The sequence below is a fragment of the Alicyclobacillus suci genome, from assembly GCF_017329615.1.
Taxonomy (GTDB): domain Bacteria; phylum Bacillota; class Bacilli; order Alicyclobacillales; family Alicyclobacillaceae; genus Alicyclobacillus; species Alicyclobacillus suci.
This window is the reverse complement of the sequence record NZ_JAFMTW010000039.1, coordinates 1-21174: the sequence shown is the minus strand read 5'-3', so window position 1 is coordinate 21174 and position 21174 is coordinate 1. Positions and strand designations below refer to the sequence as shown.

Here is a 21174-nt window from a genome sequence, read left to right as displayed (position 1 = left end):
TGGCGAGTTTTGGGATACGCACATGGGGTCTTGGTGACCCGTAGGTGATGACGAAGACCCTGCACATGCCGCGTGCGCGGCGAGGGGAATGTCTGCATAGGCATGCAGGCAGGGTGCCGGCCATACGCGCAACGGCCATCTTCAAGAGCCGACAATCGCACGCGTATAACACCAAATATTAATTTGGAATCCGTCGCAAACCGATACCAATTGGTACTGTTACGGAGCAAATTGCTCATTGCTGAACTACCGACATGGTACAAGAATTATATAAAAATTGGACCAACAAACGTATCATGCGTAAGAGCGGTTGAGGGCAGAACGGGCGGTCGCCGCCCCCCTTTTTAGGATTAAGAGATGCGGGAGCAAGTCACCCCGCCGTTCGCTCTTCAAACGAAGGACCTTTTAGGAAAATCCTGAGGTCCCTTTACGTTTACGCTTTATCCCCGAAAGAAACACAACTACATTGTGTTCAAATTAGACTGCCCGAACACGTTATCCACAATATATAATTTCCCATTTTAAATCCGTCTTTTGTTGACTAGAATCCTTATTGGGTACCGCCAGCAAAACGCAAATCTCGTACGCTAAACAAAGAATCCACCTTCCACGCCACTTTCTGCTTAGCGTACGTTTTTGTACTCTTTATAATACTATATCAGGATGAAAATCCAATAATAACCTTACCGGTTGTAGCATCAAACACAGTGTCAACTGCCTGCTGCTTTGGGGATGAGTGATGAATGCCTAGTCCGGTAGACATTGGAGGGTGAACCCCATTGAACCTAATAACCCAAACAGGGATGTTGTAAAGATAATCTCCCGACACTTTAATTACCGGATCAGAGCTTATAACGTTTGGATTAACCAATTCCTTTGGTACCCGAGAAATCACATAATATGTTGCCTCAATAGTTGTAGCTTTTTGTTCACTAAAATACTGCTTTTGAGCCAGTTGATTGATAATTTCCTCGGCACTTACTTTGGCATGAATTTGGGAGTTACTTACCTGTACATTCATATTTTTCAACTCATTTAGTGCGGGGCTCTGTTTTACAATAGTCAATTTACCTAGTGGCGTTGGAGTTGCGTCTACTGTGAAGCGACTAGATACTATAAACGGAGTACAGAATCCTATAATGGCTACTCCGGCTGCTATAATCCCCATTTTTTGTATTTAGTAATGTTCTTTTTTTTCATTTGATTACCACGTGACTCAATTTCTGTTTTAATTATGGACATAGAAATCGAATCTGGTATTTCAGGAAATTTGTCACTCTTTAACAAATGTTCAATCATGTCATCGGAGCGTTGAGAGTGCATCTAAGATTTCCTCCTCGGCCACTTCATTTTTTAAAAAATCACGAGCACGATGTATTCGAACCCGACAAGTGCTCTCATTGGTATTAAGTCAATAAAATGGACACCCCAAACAGAGAATTTGTAAGTCTTCATATTCTGGTAGGTACCTACTCAGCTTGCTTCAGCCTGTTGAGTATGGGAATATCTTCTTTTATACTCAGCCGGTGATAGAAAGTCGATGGACGAGTGAACACGCTCCCGGTTGTACCAGATTTCGATGTATTCGAAAATTCGTTGTATGGCTTGCTTACGCGTTTTGAACTTTTCCAGATAGATGAGTTCACGCTTGATGATGCTGTGAAACGACTCGATACACGCATTATCAAAACAGTTGCTCCGAGATACATCCAACATCTTGCACATCTTCTCAACCGAAAATTTGGAGCGGTATCTGTCGATGAATTGGTACCTTACTTCCGGTCGTTCATGAAGATGCGCGCCGCTTTTTTAAGATGGCATTTTCCTCTCGCAGTTCGCGATTCTCCCGTTCAAGATCCCGCAGGGCCTTCGCATCCGGCTTGAGGTTCCCGCTGCCAACGAACGGGGTAGACGGATCCTCCTTGAACTTCGACATCCAGCCGTACAACGTCTTTTGGGATATACCCAGTTCACGAGCTACTTGGCTCGCCGGCTTCCCGCTCTCCGACACCAATTGAACAGCATGCAGTTTGAATTCCTTGTCATATTGCTTCATCACGTGGTCACCTCAAATTTCCTTATTATTACATTCTTGATTCGTTGTGTCCACTCTTTTAACCTAGCACCAGTGTGTAATTGGAGGTGTATATGTCGTCTTATTAGGACAATCAGGCAGGGTGCCAGGGGCCGGGCACGCCCTTCACGGGCCAGACCACCTCGACTCAAAGCGAAACACCTTCCAAACGCCGAACGACAAAGCCCACGTCACCAGAAACAATGCGCACAACCAGTAGCCCAGTTCCCCGAAGTCGATACCCTGTAGCCAGTTCCAAAACGGTCCCTTAAATCCGCCCTTCTCGCCAATGACCTGTCCCACTTCAACCAATCCAATCAACACTGCTGCAGCGACGGACAAGCCTGTTACGGACACGTTGTAATACAGCTTTCGTAACGGGGTTGTGAATGCCCACCGATACGCACCAACCATCAATATCCCATCAGCGGTGTCCAACAGACTCATGCCGGCGGCGAACAAAATGGGAAGTGTCAAAACCGAGACGACAGAATGACTTTGTCTCACTGCGAGAGATGAGATAGTCAACAACGCCACTTCCGTCGCGGTATCAAAACCGAGGCCAAAGAGAACCCCGACAGGGTAGGCATGCCAACTTTTGTTGATAAACTTCATCCATGGCGTGAGGAAGCGACTGAAAAAACCTCGCGATTGCAATAACGTCTCCATGGACTCGAAGTGAGACGCCCGGCGGCCAATCGCCGTAAACAGTCGACACATGCTGATGAGCACAATCAGATTCAGCCCACCAATCAGCAGCAAAAAGATACCGGAGATGGTCGTCCCCAATAATCCCCCGTACTTTTCAAGTTGCGGAACGCTGTGTTCAACCCAATGCGTAGCCAATGCTGTCCCAATGGCCAATACAAACACGATGGTCGAATGGCCAATGGAGAAATAAAATCCCACACCCGACGGGCGTTCCTTTTGCTCAATCAACTTTCTGACCGTGTTGTCAATCGCTGCGATGTGGTCCGCATCGAACGCATGGCGCAGTCCGAACGTATAGGCCAGTACGCCCAGACCGAACAATGCTGAATCACGCCGACTGCAAACGATAAGACTTCCAATTCCAATGGCATGTAAAAGCGCGACGACGAGCATGTATTTTATCCAGCTTCTATCCACGCGACGATGCCTCCCTCCACTGAACATGTCAAATCGATTTGATGAAAACCCAAAACATCACGTTAAAGACCATTACCATCGCGACCGCTGCCAGGGACAAGGGAAGTACTTTCCGAATGAACTCGCCCTCTTTCCCCACCTGCTTCGAAACGACGGTCGCCAGCGAAATGCGAGACGGAGAAGCATAACTCATATTGGCGGCAGAGACGTTCTGAGACGTCGCATACAGCAACGCCGAGCTATGAAGTTTATGGGCCATGGCGCTCTGAAATGGCGCAAGCATGGCATTGGCTGCGCTGTTACTGCCGCTGATGAATCCGCCAAGCCCACCAATGAGCGGCGAGACGAGCAAAAAGCTCCCTCCGAACAAAAAAGCCAAGGCACTTGAAATACAATTGATCATGCCTGCTTTCTGCATCACCGTCGACATAGCGACAAACCCCACCGTGGAAACCACTGCCGGGTACGCTTGCCGCAATGTGTTTACAAAGCACCGACACGCCTGAGTCCACGACAACCGATAGATAATCACCGCCACGACGGAGGTCAAAAACAGCGCAAAACCTGGATTGTCCAACAAGGCAAGACGGTACCCAAACGCAGGCAGCCGCAAGACCAACACACCATTTGCAAAGCTTGAAACCACTGGTATCAAACTCGTGCAGACGAGGTAGCCAACCAGAATCGCATAAGGTAAGCCCGCTCGCACCAATGACACATGCGAGGACGATGTACTGTCAACCGCCGCAGCGGTTTCCGTGTTTACAGTTCTCGTGGAACCATGCACGAGCCTCCAGTATCCGAGCAACGCAGCAGCTGTGACAGCGCCAGCGACGACAGCAGCCAACTGTGTTGAGATAAACGCGTTGGTCGCCCAAGTACAAACCGAAAGCAACAGCCAAACTGCGACAATCGTGCCTTTATATTGACGAACTCCTGTCCATCCCCCCGCGATGACCACCACCGCAACAGTGTACATGAGATACAACGGGATGGTCGCAAGCGCACTCGTCACCCCGAGTTGATGAAGTGAGACATCCGACAACTCTGCGTTAATGACCGTCCCTACCGCTAAAGCGCCCCAAGGAACCGCCGTCTGTGTCAACAAAGAAAGCAGGACGGTTTTCCTCGGAGAAAATCCAACAGCCAAGAACAAGGGGGCTGCAATCACAATCCCAATCCCAAATCCACTCGTCGCCTCCAAAAACGGGCCGAGTGCAGCGGAAATTAGAAGCGCCTGCTGAACGGGCAGATGGGCCTGTTTTGTAAACGCCGACGAGATGGTCTCAATGGCACCACCGGTGTGAAGAACGTTGTATAGCAACAATCCAAAAATGAGTACGAACACGATCACAAGAGAAAGTAACACCCCTTGCATGGATGCAAAACCAATGGCGGCAAGTGGTATTTGAAACGAAGTCGGAATGGTGGCTAGCACAACAGCCAAAACGTAAACACACACAGCCGTGCGCAAACTGGATACCTTGAAGCCAATGAGTAAAATCAAAGCAACCAGGATGGGCAGCGCCGACATTAGCACAGCAAACCATGAAGGCATACCCATCACCACATTTCTGTCATCAACCACGTGATATACTGCGTTCTGCAGTGCTTCACGTTATCCCGTTCACCCCTGCGACTGCATCTCAATCTGACGTAGTGCAGCCTGATACACTAGTTTGAGCGGAATGTCATGTGCCTGTGCGAGTGCCCGGCAGTCTTCATATTCCGGGGCCACATTGAGCACTGCATCCCCTCGGTAGGCGATTTTCACCGTGACTTCCCCGTATGGTGTATCTACTTTTTCAAATCTTCGAGACAACGCTTCCTTCTGAATTTCATAGTAGCGCAGTCCGATGGAGGACGTTTGCCGAAAAATTTCGTGTTTCACGACCTCTAACCGATCTCCACGGCACAGTACCCGCAATTGAATACCCGGTCGCCCCTTTTTCATAATAATGGGCATTAAATAGGCATCAGAGGCACCGACTTCTAGCAAACGCGGGACAATGAATCCTGCCCACTCGGGATTCATGTCGTCAATGTTCGTTTCGACAATGAACTGTCCCGGTACAGACGCGCGGGACTCGCTTGTTTCGGAAGGGGAAACCGCCTGCCCCAGTTGCGCTCTCATGATATCGGGTACTTGCGTCGCTCGCCTGTCCGTACTGTAGCCAACCTTCTCTGTCACCAGTGACGCCACGGGCCCCTGCCGACATAGACTTCGCAGAATCGCCGCGCCTGGCTCGGAAACCAAGGCACCACTGCCTGCAAGGGAACGAGTCACAAATCCGGTCAACAGCTCTATCGTCACCGCTGACGGGTAAATTATCGGTCCGTCCGCCGTCAGGTCAACCCCGGTGCCAACCACGACCTCCGAAACTTGGCATGTGGGCTGCCCTATCAGATACCATCCCGAGATGGCGGTGACGATTCTGACAAGCGTCCCCATGTTGATGGCGTGTACCCAGGCATCCTCTTCCTGCAGCGCACCATGCACCTGTTGTCGCGCTGTATCAAGTGCCTGGAGGGTCGCGTCTATTTTCTCCACCACAGGTGCTGGTAGAGCACTATTGCCAACCATCGTGCGCGCGTGGGCAAGTGACAAGCGCTCCTCGGCACCCAGGACGTCGACGTCCACCTGCGTCGCTTGGATGCCGTTGACCCCCCCGCGACGCACTTCGACACGGCAAATATCGTCTGACGCAAATCGTGCGACCACCTGGCAAAGTTGCGCAACGTCGGCGCCAAGTGCTAGCCACGCCCCAGTTATCGCGGTTTCTGTCACGCCTGCAAAACAGTCAAACTGCACCACCATCATCGGTTCCTCCAAAATAACTCAGGCATGGTGATGATGCCCGTTTTGATGTACACCAACCATATTGAGCCAACGTTCTCGCAACCCATGCGCAATCTGCTCTGCCAACACCAACGGGTCTGGATTTGCGAATAGTTGCGAAAGAAGAATATCGGTGCAAAGCCGCACCTCATCGTGCGGACCCGGAAACGTTACAATGTAACTCAGGCCGACTTTGCCCACACCAATGCGAATGCCATCCTTCACATGCCGATGACCCCCCTCACCGAATTTCACAATGTACGGTGTGGCTGCATCGGGACATACGCGAAGCAATGCCTCGACACTAAAATCCTTGTCCTCTGCACCAACGCCGCCAGTCGTGATAATCCACCCAAATCCAGCCTCTACAGCCCGCCGAAACGCCCCAGCAATCACTTCCACGTCATCGGGAAGCGGCTCACTCGCGTGCACGTTGCAGCCCGCTTCACCAAGCGCCTTCACCAAATACGGCGTATTGGTGTCTTCAATCATCTTTTGAATCACTTCAAATCCTGTCGGAAACACCTTTACTCGACGGCGAACTTTGGATTGAATCTCCTGCCCCATCTGCAAACTCTTCTTTGCGACCTGCGCCCCTTCCACAGGTGTCAGGGCAATCATCCCCAGCACGCCTTCCGAGTGAACCCCTGCATGTGGGCCAAGCCGCACGCCTGGAAGAGAACCAACCGCCTGGAGCAATTCAGTTTCTTTACCGACGAACTGACTGTGTTCCATCGACTGCACAAGCAAATCAAGCGCAATATGGTCTTCGCGAACATCGATGACAAACACGCGGTCTTCCGGAAGACGGAGCACTGAGGCGACAGTTTTCGCAATGACAGATAAGTCGCAGTCTTGTAAATAGACCTCAGTCAATCGCAACTCAGTCTTGTTTAGGAGACTGTACTCCATAAACTCACCTCTCTTCTTCAAATAGTGCCTGAAAGGCCCGTCGAGAGATTCAAGTCAGACACCACATCGACGCGCATATCCACCATCGGCGCGTCGAGGATGGCCGCGCCGACGTCAACGAGATCAACCGGCAATTCGCGCAAAAGGAGGACGCTGTCCTCGGTGACGCTACCAGCGAAGGCAATGCGAATGGACGCACGCACGTTACGCGTTACCAAAACGTTTTGCACCGCCGCAATATCCTGCAACCGTCCAGTATCAATCATCACGACCTGTGCCCCACCGTCCACGGCCTGACGCGCCTCCTCCTCAATCGGGCACAAGTCCCCGCGCAGTTGAATGACTTTCGCCCTGTCAGGGAACTGCGCGGCTGCAGCCAACGCTTGCGCGACGCCGCCAAACATCCGCACATAATTTTTATCAATGTAGACAAAGGGCCCGTCGACCATCCGCATCCCAATTCCCGCAGCAGCCAACGCTGCGTGTAGCCCTGGCTTCAAGGCTTGCGGGATTTTCTTCCACCCTCCACAGACCACCCGCAAGTGCTCTCCGGCGACGAGCTGGAGTCTGCGGGCGCGCGTCGCATAGCCGGACGGCACCATCATAGCGCCAAGCACGCGGTCTTCAGCAATCGCCACCTGTTTTGCCGACCCGCGAAACGAGAGAATGACATCCCCTGGTTGCAACAGTCGACCGTCATCCTCCAGGTGAAGCAATTCGCACCCGGTCTCTTGCAACAGGTCTGCAGCGTGCTGCGCCCCCGCCAGCACGCCGCTTCCGGTCGAAATCACCTGGGCCGTGAACGTCTGATGACCAAGCGATTGAAACAAGGAATCACGAAGGTCCATCATCGTCTGCATTCGCAACGCCCCCTACGCAAACACATGAATGCCGCGCTGCTTTAACCATTTCGGCATCAAAACCGACTCGACGTATGCACTCGCCGCGGGCGCTTCCTTCATTAAGTGATCAGCCAATGAAGCACTCACGTTCATACCGCCCACTGCACCATCGAACACAAGCACTTTATCCGTCCCTGTGGTTCGATAGGCAAACCGCATTGCGTCTTCCAGGTTGTCGGCAACCATCGCGTACTTCATGTATTCCATGTTTTGCGGGTCGTGCTCGAACAGTTCCGCTTGCTCTTTGCCCACCACCAGCGTCGGTAGTTGTTGCGCGAAGAACGCACTGGGATAGCCAATCCAGGCATAATTGTGGATCACCATGCGAATCGCCGGGTTGACCGGAGAAATGTCAGGCAAAAGCGGGCGACCGTCCTTGCCGTAAAACGCCTCTGTATACCAGGTGTACGGGGGAAGTTTGACGTCGAGATCGAACAAGTCGACGTTCGCACCGACAAAGTTGCAGTAAATCACACCTGCCGAAAAGACATAAGGGACCGGACACGGGAAGTCCAAGCCGACGATGCACTCGTCGATTCTCCCCAGCAGGTGAAAGACTTTTCCGTAATAGCGAAGGCCATCCAGGGTCACGGTATCATTAATCTTGTACAGGTCATTGTCTGCCTCAATGCTGACAACACCACTTGGGGACATATTCATGAAGACCGCCCCAACAAATTTGCTTTGAACAAAGGGAGACTCAAAGATTGCACGCGCAGTAAAATTGGCAGCGCGTGGACCGAGGTTTTGGTGGTACGTCGAACGTGTTTCAATGCGCGCGTAGGACATGCCGAACGGTTTGACAGCGCGATCTACCTGGCGATGAAAGTGGACTTCCCGCACGTCACTATTGTGTACGTGGATAATCCAATCTGCATCGTACGCGCGCTTGAGGCCGTACAACGTACCAATCTCCGTCTCAATCGGAATGCCTTCGTCAATTGGGGCCATGCCAAGGGCGCGATCGAAATATTGCTTCAACTCAAACCGCTTGATGTATTCCTCTGTTTCACGGAAACGCAGGCCAACGCCCGCGCGGAGTCGTACTTCCTTGGCACCCGTTCGCCGCTTGACGACATCGTAAATGGTACGGAGCACCTCCGCATACGGTTCTCCGCCGAGCAAAGTGAACCCGTGGTGCGACGCGAGCACGTTAACACTTTGATACGGCTGAATCATCGACAAATCCATCTGCTCCATTTTTTCCTCTGTCGCCCGGCGAATGGCCGCGATGCCCTCGGCACTGGGGTAGATGACATTCGGACTATCGGGAAACAATTCACGTAGCGTAACAGAGGTCATCCCTGGCAACTCAGCAAACCGCTTTTTGACGAGCTGCGGATCAATTCCATACCGCGATGACCTGGCAGGCAATGGTTGAATTGGAGATGGACGCATCACTTCACCTCTCCCTTCGACCCGTTAGCGGATGCTTCGGCATTCGATTGATAGTTTCGAATTCTTTCCATAAATTCGATGTCGTCATCAAAATAAAAACCTCTTTGCACGTATTTCTCCTTGATTTCGTCCGGAATGTCCCAAATCGTCGGCGTCGCTCCGTACCATTGATACATGCCTTTTTGCGGTTCGGGATGATGACCCGCAGCATGCAAGAGCCGCATCGCAGGTTGCAGACACTCCACCGTGCATCCCGTTCGGAGCCCTGTCGCCATCGAGATTTTATCTGGTGTATCCGCACCGAGCAAAATCGCAGCCGCCACTTCCTCAGCGCGTGTGCCCGTGCAGTAACAAACCACTTGCTCAGGATGAAGATGTGCGTCATAGCAAATCTGTTGGAGTCTTTCCTGTTCTACCTGTGCCGGATTGACACCGATAACGCGCGATTCTTCCATATTTTCCATATAAATAGCATCAAACGGACACCGCTGCTCACACGCGGTGCAACCTGTGCACTGCTCATCCGCAACGATGGCAAGTTTTCGATTTTTACTTCCCGGAATCGGCTCCATTGTGATTGCGAGCGTGGGACAGACCTGCGCACAGATCTTGCAGCCGGTGCACTTGTCATCGATAATGCGCGCAACCGTATTGATTAACCGCATTCTCTATCACATCTCCCCAAATTACAGATTCGCAACGCCTGATAAGGAGGCGTGCGCAGGTGAAGGCTCATGGGAATGCTGATGGTCATGCTCGTGTCCGTGCTGGTGCACAGCACTTCCCCAAGTGCTACCCCGTTCACCTAATTGAATTCGCAGGACATTCGCCACAGGCAAGTCCTTCGTACCCGCACCATAGCCGATACGCTCGCCAATAAACACATGTCTCTTCTGCAGCGGTTGCGCGAGGGTCCGGATAATAGCAGCCCCGGTGGGGGTCGTCGTCTCGCCCCAGATTCCCGAAGAGTAGATGGGATATCCTTTGAGCAGTGCGAGGGTCGCAGGTGCCGGGACCGGCATCAAGCCGTGATCGCACTGAACCGTACCGCCTCCGACTTCAATGGGAGAGACAAAGCAGTCCGGCTCACCGAGCAGGTGCCACGCCAACATGGAGCCCACAATGTCGACAATGGCATCGACTGCCCCGACTTCGTGAAAGTGAATGTTGTCTGGCGTCGTCCCATGAACCAATGCCTCGGCGACGGCCAAATGAGTAAACGCCTCTTGACTTTTTTCTTTCACGACTTGCGGGAGCTCGCTGGCCTCAATCATCCGCGTGATATCTGGTAGGTGGCGATGGTGGTGACTGTGCCGGGTGTGAACCTGTACACGAGTAGCTGCAATCTCTTGCTTTGTAACCGCCTCCACCGTAACTTCGTACTCCTCGTTCACTGCCAACTGCGCGATCCGGCTACGCCATTCATCCACCGGCAACCCTAGATTGAACCATGCCCCTAGGAACATATCGCCACTGGCACCTGCAAAACATTCAATTTTCGCGACCGCCATCACACTTCCCCCAACCGATTAATCATATTTGCCAGGTATCCTGCACCAAACCCATTGTCGATGTTGACCACAGAGGAGCCTGGTACACACGATGTCAACATACCGAGCATCGGCGTAAGCCCCTGCAGTTGGGCGCCGTACCCAACGCTCGTTGGTACGCCAATCACCGGTTTGTCGACAAGGCCGGCCACCACACTCAACAACGCCCCCTCCATGCCGGCGACCACGACCACAACCCGCGCAGTGCGAAGGCGATCTAGTTGCCGCAACAATCGATGAAGACCGGCCACACCAACGTCGTATAAGCGCTCCACGCGACTCCCCATGAGCGCCGCCGTCAGCGCCGCCTCTTCAGCCACACGCAGGTCAGACGTCCCAGCTGCCACGACAAGCACCGAACCGAGACTCGCCTGTTCTCCTCGTCTGACCACCACCGCGCGGGCGACATCGTCGTATTCGGCATCCGGCACTTCCTTCTGCAACAGTTCGAAGACTTCCCGAGTCGCGCGCGTGCCCAAGACGTTGCTCTCCCCTCTGGCCGCGAGCCGGGCCATGATGAGCGCTGACTGTTCAGGGGTCTTTCCCTCGCAATAGACGACTTCCGCAAACCCTCTTCGCGCAGTGCGATCATGATCGATTTGCGCAAAACCAACGTCTTCCACTGCCGACTGACTCAATTCTCGCAGTCCTTCATCCACCGAGAGTTCACCGCGTTGTATAGCTTCTAGAACGGACCGATAGGAACGCATCAGAATCCTCCATCAAGTTAGAGTGCTTCGTTCAAACTTCCGGATCGATAACCTTGCAAATCGATACTGACATACGTGTAGCCAATCTCTTTCAACTTCTTCACGACCAAATCCGCGACCGCGACCAAGTCGCTCAGTTGCGCAGGTGGCACCTCAATCCGCGCGAGCTTGCCCTCGTGCTGGCGCACACGCACCTGACGAAACCCCAGTTTCATCAAGAATGCCTCTGCCTGGTCAATCATCGACAGCTTTTCCAGGGTAATCACTTGACCGTAGGGAATCCGCGACGACAAACAGGCGAACGATGGTTTATCCCAGGTCGATAGCCCGAACTTATTGGAGAGATAGCGAATCTCGGTCTTTTTCAGTCCCACTTCCAAAAGCGGTGCCCGGACACCCCCCTCGCGTGCCGCCCGCAGCCCCGGACGATGTTCACCCAAATCATCGGCAATGGCCCCGAAGACCACATGGTCATACCCATCCTGTTTCGCAATTGGAATGAGATGAGAGAACAATTCCTGTTTACAGAAGAAACAGCGGTTTGTAGGATTTTCCGCATATCCAGGAATATTGAGTTCACTGGTCTGAATTACCCTGTGATGCGCACCGAGTTCGCGTGCAAGTTGAATCGCTTCATCACGTTCCCGCTCCGGATACGTCTCTGAGTCTGCAGTCACTGCGAGCACGGCATCCTTGCCGAGAAACTCCAATGACGCCTTCAGTAGGAAGCTGCTGTCCACACCACCGGAAAACGCAACTACAACGCGCTTCAACGAGTGAAGCAGTTCCCCCAGTTGCTCGTATTTCTGCATGATTGCATCCATTGCTTAGCCTCCACAGATAAAGTTGGCGTCGCCGCGGCAAACGCTTTCATCACAGATGACTTCATATCGCCATCGACAGGTATCGTTTGTCAACGCACGGCTCGTAAACGGAGAGAAAAGGTTTACATAAATTATACATTCTCTCGAATGGGCCACTTTAGATATTCGCGCCAGAAGAATTTTGTTTTTTTGTTGAATTCACTGCCTCACGAGTCTTCAAAGCCATCAACAGATGTCGGTACTCTGTTGGTGTGCGACCCTCCAAGCGTTTAAATGTAGTTGAAAAATAGCTCGCATTGGAGAAACCTGTGCTGTTCGCAATGATTTCAACCGGAAGTGAGGTCACTCGAAGCAATATCTTGGATTTTTGAATGCGGTAGTTTGTCAAATAATCAATGAACGTCGTGCCCGTTTCCGCTTTGAATAACCGGCTGAAGTGAGACGAGCTGAGGTACACGCGTTCTGCAACGTCCTGCAAAGAAATGGGTTCCCTGAAGTGTTTCGCGATATATGCGATAGCGCTATCAATGGGATTGCCGAAGTCCACAGCATCGTCAGTTTGTGGCCGAATGCCGCGTTCTGTGACGTCCTCTGCATCTTTCATTAGCTTCGACTGAATCAATCGACCCAGTAAAGAAAACAGCACCGCCTTGACGACCGGTTTTAGCAGGTAGCCCGAGAATCCAGCATTGATGGCCTCATAAACCAAATCAAACATTTTTAAGTGACTACACACCACAACGTGAATCTGCGGATGTTGCGCCATCAATTTCTTACCAAACTCGATGCCGTCCATGTCAGGTAACGAAAGGTCCAATAGAATCATCGACGGATGCATCTGCCGCGCCAATAGCAACCCTCTTTGCGCGGTGTCCGCCTCACAAACACGCAGATAATTATACTCGCCTTCCGACAGTAGACTACAAATCTCCCGCCGAGCCGTCGCATCATCATCGACAATCAAAATGTCACTCACGGCCTGCCTCCATCCCTTCCGTTGAGTATAGGCCAGAAAAGCTTAAAATCACTTTTCTGGGGTACTCTGAAGCGCTCGCCGCACCACTTTCCCGGACGCACTTCTCGGCAGGTGCTCAACAAACACGTGCTTCCTTGGCCGTTCAAAGCTCGAGAGCCGACCACTTTGTTTACAGTACCTGTCTAAGTCAAGCGGCGTAAGCTTCTCACCTCGCGGCACAACGTAGGCGACGACGATTTGTCCCAGATGTTCGTCTTGCTCACCGACGACCGCCACCTCAACAACATCGGGATGCCCGCTCAAAACCTCCTCCACCTTCGCAGGTGATACGCGCTCTAGTCCGGAAATGACCATCTCATCTACCCGCCCAACAACAAACAAATCGCCCTCCTCGTCAAACACACCTAAATCTCCGGTGAGGTACCAGTCATCTTGAATGACCTGCCGCGTCACCTCCGGCCGGTTCCAATACCCCTTGAATGCTTCTGCTGAGCCCATATGCGCAATAACTTGTCCAACCTCGCCGCTCTTGACTTTGTCATGCACCGTGGCGCCCGACTCCAGCGGCATCAAGCGAATCCACTGATTGATACCCGGTTTGCCCGCGCTACCCGGTTTGCGGTCCAAATACGCACACGTGGTAAAAGTGTGGATCTCAGTACTTCCATAATGGTTAACAAATCGCTGGGGGCGAAACGTCCGAAAGCAATCCGCGACAAGCGCCTCCGGCATTGGCGCACCAGCGTAAGCTATTTTTTGCAAATGGGATAAATCATAATTTTCAACCCGATGATTCGCCAACAAATCGTGGTACATCGTTGGAATCATATAGAGACAGGTGATTTTCTCGCGGCACAAAATTCCCGGTACGGCCTCATCGCTGATGTCCTGTGCAACGACAAACTTCGCATTCACAAAAGCCATGGCTAACAGAGAATGGACGCCCATCGTGTGATAGAGCGGCATAACCCCAAGCGTGCTATCGAACGGATCGTAATGATTTTGGATGATGTGCGCAAGCGTTGAGGCGTATTCGTTTTTGTGCGATCTCGGCACACCCTTTGGCACCCCCGACGTCCCCGACGTATATAGCATAATCGCGATTTCGTCATCATCCACTGGCACCGCGTCAAACGTATCCTCGCCACTGTGTACAAGTTCGTCATACGAAATATCGCCGTCGTCTGACTCAAGACTGATAAAAATTGGGGATTCCTCTAACTTCAATTTTCGAACTGCCGCTTCGGCTACCGCCTCAAATACAATAACCTTGGGTTCCACATCGTACACACAGTGCTGAATATCCTGTATCGACATGTGATAATTCACAGGTGTGAAAATGGCGCCCAACTTTTGAATCGCCCAAAACAAACACACCGTTTGTCGCCGGTTCTTCAGCAAGACCATCACGCGATCTCGCCGCCCAATCCCCAGCTTACGCAACGAACTGGCTACCCGATTGACCTCCTGATTGAGAGCGAGAAAGGTATACGAGCGCCCGCCCTCCACGAGGGCGACGCCAAAGGGATGCCGACCGACCGCGAACTCGAACATGCTCCCTAAATCCATGCTTCACTTCCCCACCGATTGTTGAATGTCTACAGGCCCACCGACCAATGGTCAAAGTGAGCCTACACGCAAAATCTATGACGACTTCAATATCCCTAGTATATCGCAGTGACTAATTTAAATATATCCTGCTCTGTGGCATTTTTCGGATTGAAGCGTAATTGAACACTTGTCAGTGATTGACGCGCAATACCTTCGAGCATGGATTCCGTGACACCCACCTCGCGCAACGTCTGTGGCAGCCCAATGTCGCGTGTGAGAGTATTGACCATCAAAACCGCATCCTCCGGTGTACAGTCCCAACTACCTGCCATTGCGTTTGCAATTTGGCGAAACTTGTCTGGGCTGGCACCGAGATTGAACTGCATCACATGCGGTAGAAGCAGACCTATTGCGACGCCATGTGGTACATGGGCGTGACCACTGACCGCAGCCGCAACCGCGTGTGTCAAGCCAAGAAAGGCGTGATTGAACGCGATACCCGCGAGCAAACTGGCCTCTGCCATACGATTACGTGCCTCTCGGTTTGCGCCATCTGTCACCGCAGCCCGCAAGTTCCCTTCGACAAGCGCCATCGCCCGCAGCGCAACCGTGTCGGAGAAATGACTTGCAGCACGTGACACAAACGCCTCAACCGCGTGAGCCAACACGTCAATTCCCGTGGATGCTGTCACTTTTGCCGGAAGTGAATAGGTCGTGGATGGATCCACAAGTGCGACATCTGGCGCCACAAAAGGGCTCGTCACGGTAACTTTCACGTTGTTTTCCCAGTCAGAATAGACTCCGAAAAATGTCACTTCACTCCCTGTGCCAGCAGTTGTAGGAATCGCAATAAGCGGAATGGATACGGGTGCTTTGATAGGTTTCGCGTGAATGCCGGCATAGTCCCGAATGTGTCCGCCATGACCAAGAATGACGCGGGCTCCTTTTGCGGTATCTATGGAGCTACCGCCGCCAATGGCCAGCAGTAGCTCTCCGCGCGCCTGACGAAAGACATCTGCAACACGGTGCACCGTGTCCACGCTCGGATCCGGCTCAACCTCACCAAAGACGTGTACGACCATCCCTTGCTTCTCGAGTAACTCGACGATAGGGGGCACAATGCCCACTCTCATCAATCCGGCATCGGTCACAATTAAAATCCGCTGTGCATCATACTTTCGAATCAAATCTGGCAGGTCTCGTTGCAAACGGCCTTCCCCGAAGTAGACATGGGTCGGCACATAAATACTGAACAGTCCCACGATGTCGCCCTCCATCTCCATGGTGTGTTTAATGCCCTCAAATTGAGATGTTCACGTGTTTGGTCTCCGTGAACTCCATCAGCCCTTCCACTCCGCGCGCGCGGCCAATCCCACTGTGCTTATAACCACCAGACTCTGCCTCCGCGTAACTTTTGTTGTACCCATTGACCCAAACGGTTCCGGCTTGAACCTGGCGAGCCACGCGCAGTGCTCGACTGACATCCTTCGTCCACACACCAGCGGACAGTCCGTACGGCGTGATGTTGGCTAAGCGAATGGCTTCTTCCTCGGTACGAAACTTCTCCATCACCAGTACAGGACCGAAGATCTCTTCCTGAACAACACAAGAGGAAGGCGACAAGTTATCTAGAATTGTCGGAGCAATGAACAGTCCATTGTCGTACTCAGCACCCCTCAGGCGATATCCACCCGTGATTACGCGGCCTTCCCGGCGCCCCTGTTCGATGTAATGTAAGACGTTGTCCAATTGTTTTTCCGAAATAATCGGGCCCATATCCGTCGTTTCCAATCTCCCGTGACCTACGCGCAGGGATTCCGCAAATGTCTTTGCGATATCGACGGCTGTTTCGTATACGCTTTCATGAACCAGTAGCCGAGATCCCGCCATGCAGATCTGCCCAGATGTCATAAACAAAGAACGACAGGATGTTTCGATAGCCCGTGTCAGATCTGCGTCCTCGAACACGAGATTCGGTGACTTTCCCCCGAGCTCCAACGCAACTTTCTTGACGCCTGCAGCAGCTTTTTGCATCAACGCTTTCCCGACCGCTGTGCTTCCGGTAAAACAAATCATGTCCACCGCAGGGTGTTCCACCAAGGCATTCCCAACGACAGTACCGAGCCCAGTGATGAGCGCCGCAATACCCGAGGGAAACTCTGGGATGTCTGCTAACAACGCCAATAACTCGGCCGTAATGGCCCCCGTGCGCTCAGCCGGTTTGATAATGACGCCGTTGCCCGCAGCCAAACAAGGCGCCAAATCTCGGAATAAAAGCAACACCGGCCAGTTCCATGGCGTAATCACCGCGACAATGCCAATAGGTTCTTTCATAATGAAGCCAAAGTTGTCTTCAGCCGGCTGAAATGTCCTGCCAAAGACGTTTCTGGCCATTCCCGCACAGTAACGCAGCGCGTCTATCGCACCTGCAATCTCCACTCTCGCTTCACGAATTGGCTTGCCATTTTCCAACGTCAATAAAGATGCCAGCTCTTCCTTGCGCACTTCGATGGCAGCCGCCCATTCGAGCAAAGCACTCGCGCGACGATGCGAATTAGAACCCCAATCCGATCCAGTATACGCACCCGAAACCGTCTGTACCGCCAACTCTACGTCGCGTGCGGTGGATGACTGTGTATGAGCCACAAATGCACCCGTAGCTGGATCGATAGAATCCAAGAGTTCCCCACTCTGCGATGTCATCCAGGTCCCATTGATGTAATTCAAGTAGGTCTTCATCAGCTATTCACTTCCTTCTCCTCTGCCCTTTATTCAAAATGCCCTTTGCTCTCAGGTACAATCAACCCGCCAATGAGATACAAAATCAACGCTGCCATGAGAAAATACGTCAGCGCTACCGGGATGTTCTGGGTAGTGCCCGCCGCGAGTGAAACAAACGTGGGAAGCATACCCCCGACAGCAAAACCGATATTCCACGATAAACCCGTTCCCGTGGAACGGATGGAAGTTGGAAAGCGCTCGTTGAGGAACGCGACAATCGGCGCGTATACCGCATTGCCCATAAAAGTTAAGATAAGTGCATCAATCGTAATTTGAACCGTAGAATGGGTGCTAGCCATACCGTGAAAGAGAAACGGTACCAGAACCGCCGCAACCACGCCCGTGATGAGGAACGTCTTTTTCCGGCCAATCAACTCACTCAGATGTCCAACCAACACCGCAGCAATGATGACAATGATACTCGTCAGAATCAGAATGAGGGAGGAGCTTCCAGATGACAGATGATTGACCTCTTTAAAGAACGTGGGCAGGTATCCCGACGTTAAATAATACCCTGTGCCACCGCCAATGGTGATCATTAAATTTACCAACAGCGTCGGTAGATACCGTCGAGAGAAGATGGCTTTTACGGGTGCCTCCCTGATGGCGTTCGTCCCCGCCTCAGGCGCTTTGGCCTTCAGCCACATGGGTGACTCCTCCAAGGAGTTAAATACGAACACGCCAAGGATTGCACTAAACACGCCAGAAAAAAACATGCATCGCCAACCCCAAACCGCGAACTCCGGACCTGGAAAGATAGCCGACAAGATGTAATAGATGATAGACGCAATCAGCGAACCAACACCAGCCCCACCGCCGCCAACCAACCCCGACATCAACCCTCGCCACTTCGGATTGACAGACTCTGTGCCAATTGTGTGGGTGGAAGCCACCACTCCGCCGACAAACACACCTTGCACAAGTCGCAAAAGCAAGAACAACACAGGTGCCAGTATACCAACTTGATGAACCGTCGGGAGCGTACCAAACAGCGCCGTTAACACGCCGACACCAATCACAGCGGTAATCATCGCCCGCTTTCTCCCATACCGGTCGGCAAGCGAACCAAACACCCCAGACCCAATCGGCCGCATAAGCAAGGTTACCGCAAACGATCCGTACACAGAAGCCAAAGACAGCGTCGGATTGCTCGACGGGAAAAATAGTTGCCCGACTTCTGGTGCAACGTAGAGCAAAACGAACAAATCAAATAAATCCAGTGACCACCCCAGCAGCGATGCGATGGTTGCCGATACCACCTGCCGCCGATTAGGCACAGCCGCAGCTACTTCAGCCGCTTGAATGGACATGATTATCCCCCTCAGGGTCCCGTTTCCATGTAGAATGAACTTTGAAAGCGCACCATCGGGCTCGTTCAAGATGTCGATTCTGCAAGGATGTCTAAAGCTTTTGATGGTACAACGTCATCAATCCGTCCCACTCCGCGTTCTTCCTCCAGCGGATGGTATTCACACCGCCCACGACAATGTTCTTACCATACCGTCTTTAATGAAGGGCGGATATTTCTTCATAGATACCGCGTAATACTCAGATTTACGCGCATGGTGCCGCAGCAACTGCCTCGAACGACTGTAGTCCTGCTCTGGCTTTTGCACAGTCACTTCTCCATTCCTCTTCGCTCTTCTTAAGTAAACAGATTACAGTCCATAATCCTCCAAAGACACGTCTTCATACCCCGGAATCCGAATCCGCTTATACCGAAATCCCTCAGAATCAAGCGGCACGGTACAATCTAGCCCCATCTTGCTGCCGACCCCGTCATGGGTAGAAGGATCAAGCTTGGAGCCCTGTGTCCCGTGAACAAGAACAAGATCTCCCTCCGCCTGAAACCTCGTCGCAATCGCCCACTCAACTTCCTCAGGATTGAAGATGTCCACGTCTTCATCAACCACAACGACATGCTTGATGTCGAAGCTGTTTGCGAACGCGGCAAACACCACATTTTTGCCCTGGCCATCTTGGGTCTTCCGAATCGATACCACGGCATGATAGCGGCAGGTCCCCCCAGGTGTCATGTGCACACCTTTAACCGTCGGTACGGTTTGACGAATGGTCTCATACAAGCTTGCCTCGCGCGGAATGCCACCCAACCACAAATGTTCATAACCTGCAGGAATAATGGTGTGAAACATCGCCTCGTTGCGATGTGTAATCGCCGAGACTTGAATCACTTCCTTGTCGCTTTGCGGTCCATAATACTTAGGAAACTCACCAAAAGGCCCCTCGGGCGCGCGAACATTTGGTAGAATTCTGCCCTCGATGACAATTTCTGCGTTCGCGGGAACGTCAACATCGACGGTCTCACATCGCACAAGCGGTAATGGACTACCTCGGAGGGCGCTCGAAATTTCCAACTCATCGACGCCAAATGGCGTACTCGCTTGAGAAGTCAGCATCGTAATAGGATCCGCCCCAATCACAATGGCACATTCGAGAGCCTCTCCTTGCGCTTCTGCCTGCTTGAACAGATGGTTTGTGTGCCGCGGCAGCAACAGTACGCCTAGTTTGTCCGGCCCGGACACCTGCAGCCTGTGAATGGCCACATTTTGTTTACGCGTTTTCGGGTCTCGCACAATCAACAAACCAGCGGTAATATAGCTGCCAGAATCGTGTTCGTGATGCACAGGGATAGGAAGCGCTTTCAATAAGTCAATGGATTGCGTGATAACATGTTCCTTCACAGGTGCCTCGTGACCCTCAACATGCCTGCAAGGAAGGGGATTAGCCGCCGCATTGGTAAACTTGTGAATCAACTCGTATTCATCCGTCTGACACGCCTCTGCGATCCACCTGCGGTTCGCAACAATTCCAACAACCACTGGCATGTCATAACCTTCAACCCGTTTGAATGTCACTGCCTTCTTCCCGTCCAAATGCTTCGCGACTGCTGCAAGTTCAAATTTCGGACTAACTGTTCTTTCCACGGTTGCAACCCGGTCAGACTGCTTTAGATAATCCAACCAACTGCGCAAAGAATCGGCAATCAATGGCTAGTCCTCCCACTTCTTCATTTGTCACGGCGAAAGATTGTCATCGTGATAAACATCAATCCTCTGAATTCGTTTTCATTATATTTCATAGATTCTCTAAAAAGGGTAAACAAAAACAAGTAAGCAGAAATACAAACATTCAACTAACAAAATATTAAAAAGTGGACGATGCTCGACAGGCACCACAATAGAAGTCTGAAGCCGCGCTTCTTAAAATCACGCTATCATTTCAAGTTCTTCGTGTGTTCCATGGCCTTCACCCTGACTCTCGGGGCTCGGCTCTTTCATGTCCCTTTTCAGGTCAGATATAACGATGCGGCAGGATTTACTTCATGTTACTTAGACTCTTACCACCCGCTGCCAGCGCCTTGCCACCTGCCATCAGCCCAACCATCCATCGCAATCTCCATCCCAACACAAAAAAGAGCCCCAAGGTCCCGCCTTCTCAGCGTTCCCCTCAGGGCCCTTCTCTCTCGCCTGGCAACGTCCTACTTTCCCAGGAGGTCTCCCTCCAAGTA

The 21174-nt window shown here is 52.0% G+C and carries 18 protein-coding genes and 1 pseudogene; all 19 read right to left on the bottom strand.

The genetic code is table 11. The features are described 5' to 3' along the window. Positions 1-658: 658 nt before the first annotated feature. Positions 659-1021, bottom strand: a complete 363-nt coding sequence (locus J3482_RS15540; protein ID WP_146824648.1) for a hypothetical protein — start codon at positions 1019-1021, stop codon at positions 659-661. A 134-nt stretch (positions 1022-1155) separates the two neighbouring features. Further along, positions 1156-1323, bottom strand: coding sequence for a hypothetical protein (locus tag J3482_RS15535; RefSeq protein ID WP_188332388.1), 168 nt, complete (start codon positions 1321-1323; stop codon positions 1156-1158). Positions 1324-1473: 150 nt separating this feature from the next. Then, a pseudogene (locus J3482_RS15530) lies at positions 1474-2056 on the bottom strand (transposase). 144 nt (positions 2057-2200) lie between these two features. Beyond that, positions 2201-3229 carry a HoxN/HupN/NixA family nickel/cobalt transporter gene (locus tag J3482_RS15525; protein ID WP_146824649.1) on the bottom strand — a complete coding sequence of 343 codons (1029 nt, stop codon included), beginning with the start codon at positions 3227-3229 and terminating at the stop codon, positions 2201-2203. A 1-nt stretch (position 3230) separates the two neighbouring features. Further along, on the bottom strand, positions 3231-4760 hold the full coding sequence (locus J3482_RS15520; protein WP_188332389.1) for an L-lactate permease: 1530 nt from the start codon (positions 4758-4760) through the stop codon (positions 3231-3233). Between the two features lie 69 nt (positions 4761-4829). Beyond that, positions 4830-6020, bottom strand: a complete 1191-nt coding sequence (gene larC2 / locus J3482_RS15515; protein ID WP_188332390.1) for a nickel pincer cofactor biosynthesis protein LarC2 — start codon at positions 6018-6020, stop codon at positions 4830-4832. Between the two features lie 21 nt (positions 6021-6041). Further along, positions 6042-6953 (bottom strand): molybdopterin-binding protein, encoded by a 912-nt coding sequence (locus J3482_RS15510; RefSeq protein WP_146824652.1) that lies wholly within the window; start codon positions 6951-6953, stop codon positions 6042-6044. Between the two features lie 17 nt (positions 6954-6970). Next, complete coding sequence (locus J3482_RS15505) at positions 6971-7813, bottom strand: nicotinate-nucleotide pyrophosphorylase (RefSeq protein ID WP_146824653.1); 843 nt, start codon at positions 7811-7813, stop codon at positions 6971-6973. A 12-nt stretch (positions 7814-7825) separates the two neighbouring features. After that, positions 7826-9253, bottom strand: coding sequence for a hypothetical protein (locus tag J3482_RS15500; RefSeq protein WP_146824654.1), 1428 nt, complete (start codon positions 9251-9253; stop codon positions 7826-7828). Continuing rightward, entirely contained in the window at positions 9253-9918 is a 666-nt protein-coding gene (locus J3482_RS15495) for a 4Fe-4S binding protein (RefSeq protein ID WP_146824655.1), read from the bottom strand. The genes J3482_RS15500 and J3482_RS15495 overlap by 1 nt, the downstream gene beginning before the upstream one ends. Positions 9919-9939: 21 nt before the next feature. Continuing rightward, positions 9940-10764, bottom strand: a complete 825-nt coding sequence (larC, locus tag J3482_RS15490) for a nickel pincer cofactor biosynthesis protein LarC (protein ID WP_146824656.1) — start codon at positions 10762-10764, stop codon at positions 9940-9942. Further along, complete coding sequence (gene larB / locus J3482_RS15485; protein ID WP_146824657.1) at positions 10764-11513, bottom strand: nickel pincer cofactor biosynthesis protein LarB; 750 nt, start codon at positions 11511-11513, stop codon at positions 10764-10766. Before larB ends, larC begins: the two co-directional genes overlap by 1 nt. A gap of 17 nt (positions 11514-11530) precedes the next feature. Continuing rightward, positions 11531-12337 (bottom strand): ATP-dependent sacrificial sulfur transferase LarE, encoded by an 807-nt coding sequence (gene larE / locus J3482_RS15480; protein WP_146824658.1) that lies wholly within the window; start codon positions 12335-12337, stop codon positions 11531-11533. A gap of 157 nt (positions 12338-12494) precedes the next feature. After that, positions 12495-13313, bottom strand: a complete 819-nt coding sequence (locus J3482_RS15475) for a response regulator transcription factor (protein ID WP_146824659.1) — start codon at positions 13311-13313, stop codon at positions 12495-12497. A 48-nt stretch (positions 13314-13361) separates the two neighbouring features. Further along, on the bottom strand, positions 13362-14882 hold the full coding sequence (locus tag J3482_RS15470) for a class I adenylate-forming enzyme family protein (RefSeq protein ID WP_146824660.1): 1521 nt from the start codon (positions 14880-14882) through the stop codon (positions 13362-13364). Between the two features lie 95 nt (positions 14883-14977). After that, positions 14978-16126 carry an iron-containing alcohol dehydrogenase gene (locus J3482_RS15465; RefSeq protein ID WP_146824661.1) on the bottom strand — a complete coding sequence of 383 codons (1149 nt, stop codon included), beginning with the start codon at positions 16124-16126 and terminating at the stop codon, positions 14978-14980. Between the two features lie 37 nt (positions 16127-16163). Next, positions 16164-17603 carry an aldehyde dehydrogenase family protein gene (locus tag J3482_RS15460; RefSeq protein WP_146824662.1) on the bottom strand — a complete coding sequence of 480 codons (1440 nt, stop codon included), beginning with the start codon at positions 17601-17603 and terminating at the stop codon, positions 16164-16166. Between the two features lie 29 nt (positions 17604-17632). Continuing rightward, positions 17633-18955: an MFS transporter gene (locus tag J3482_RS15455; protein ID WP_146824663.1), complete on the bottom strand. Its 1323-nt coding sequence runs from the start codon at positions 18953-18955 to the stop codon at positions 17633-17635. 348 nt (positions 18956-19303) lie between these two features. After that, positions 19304-20653: a UbiD family decarboxylase gene (locus J3482_RS15450; RefSeq protein ID WP_206922680.1), complete on the bottom strand. Its 1350-nt coding sequence runs from the start codon at positions 20651-20653 to the stop codon at positions 19304-19306. Between the last annotated feature and the right edge of the window lie 521 nt (positions 20654-21174).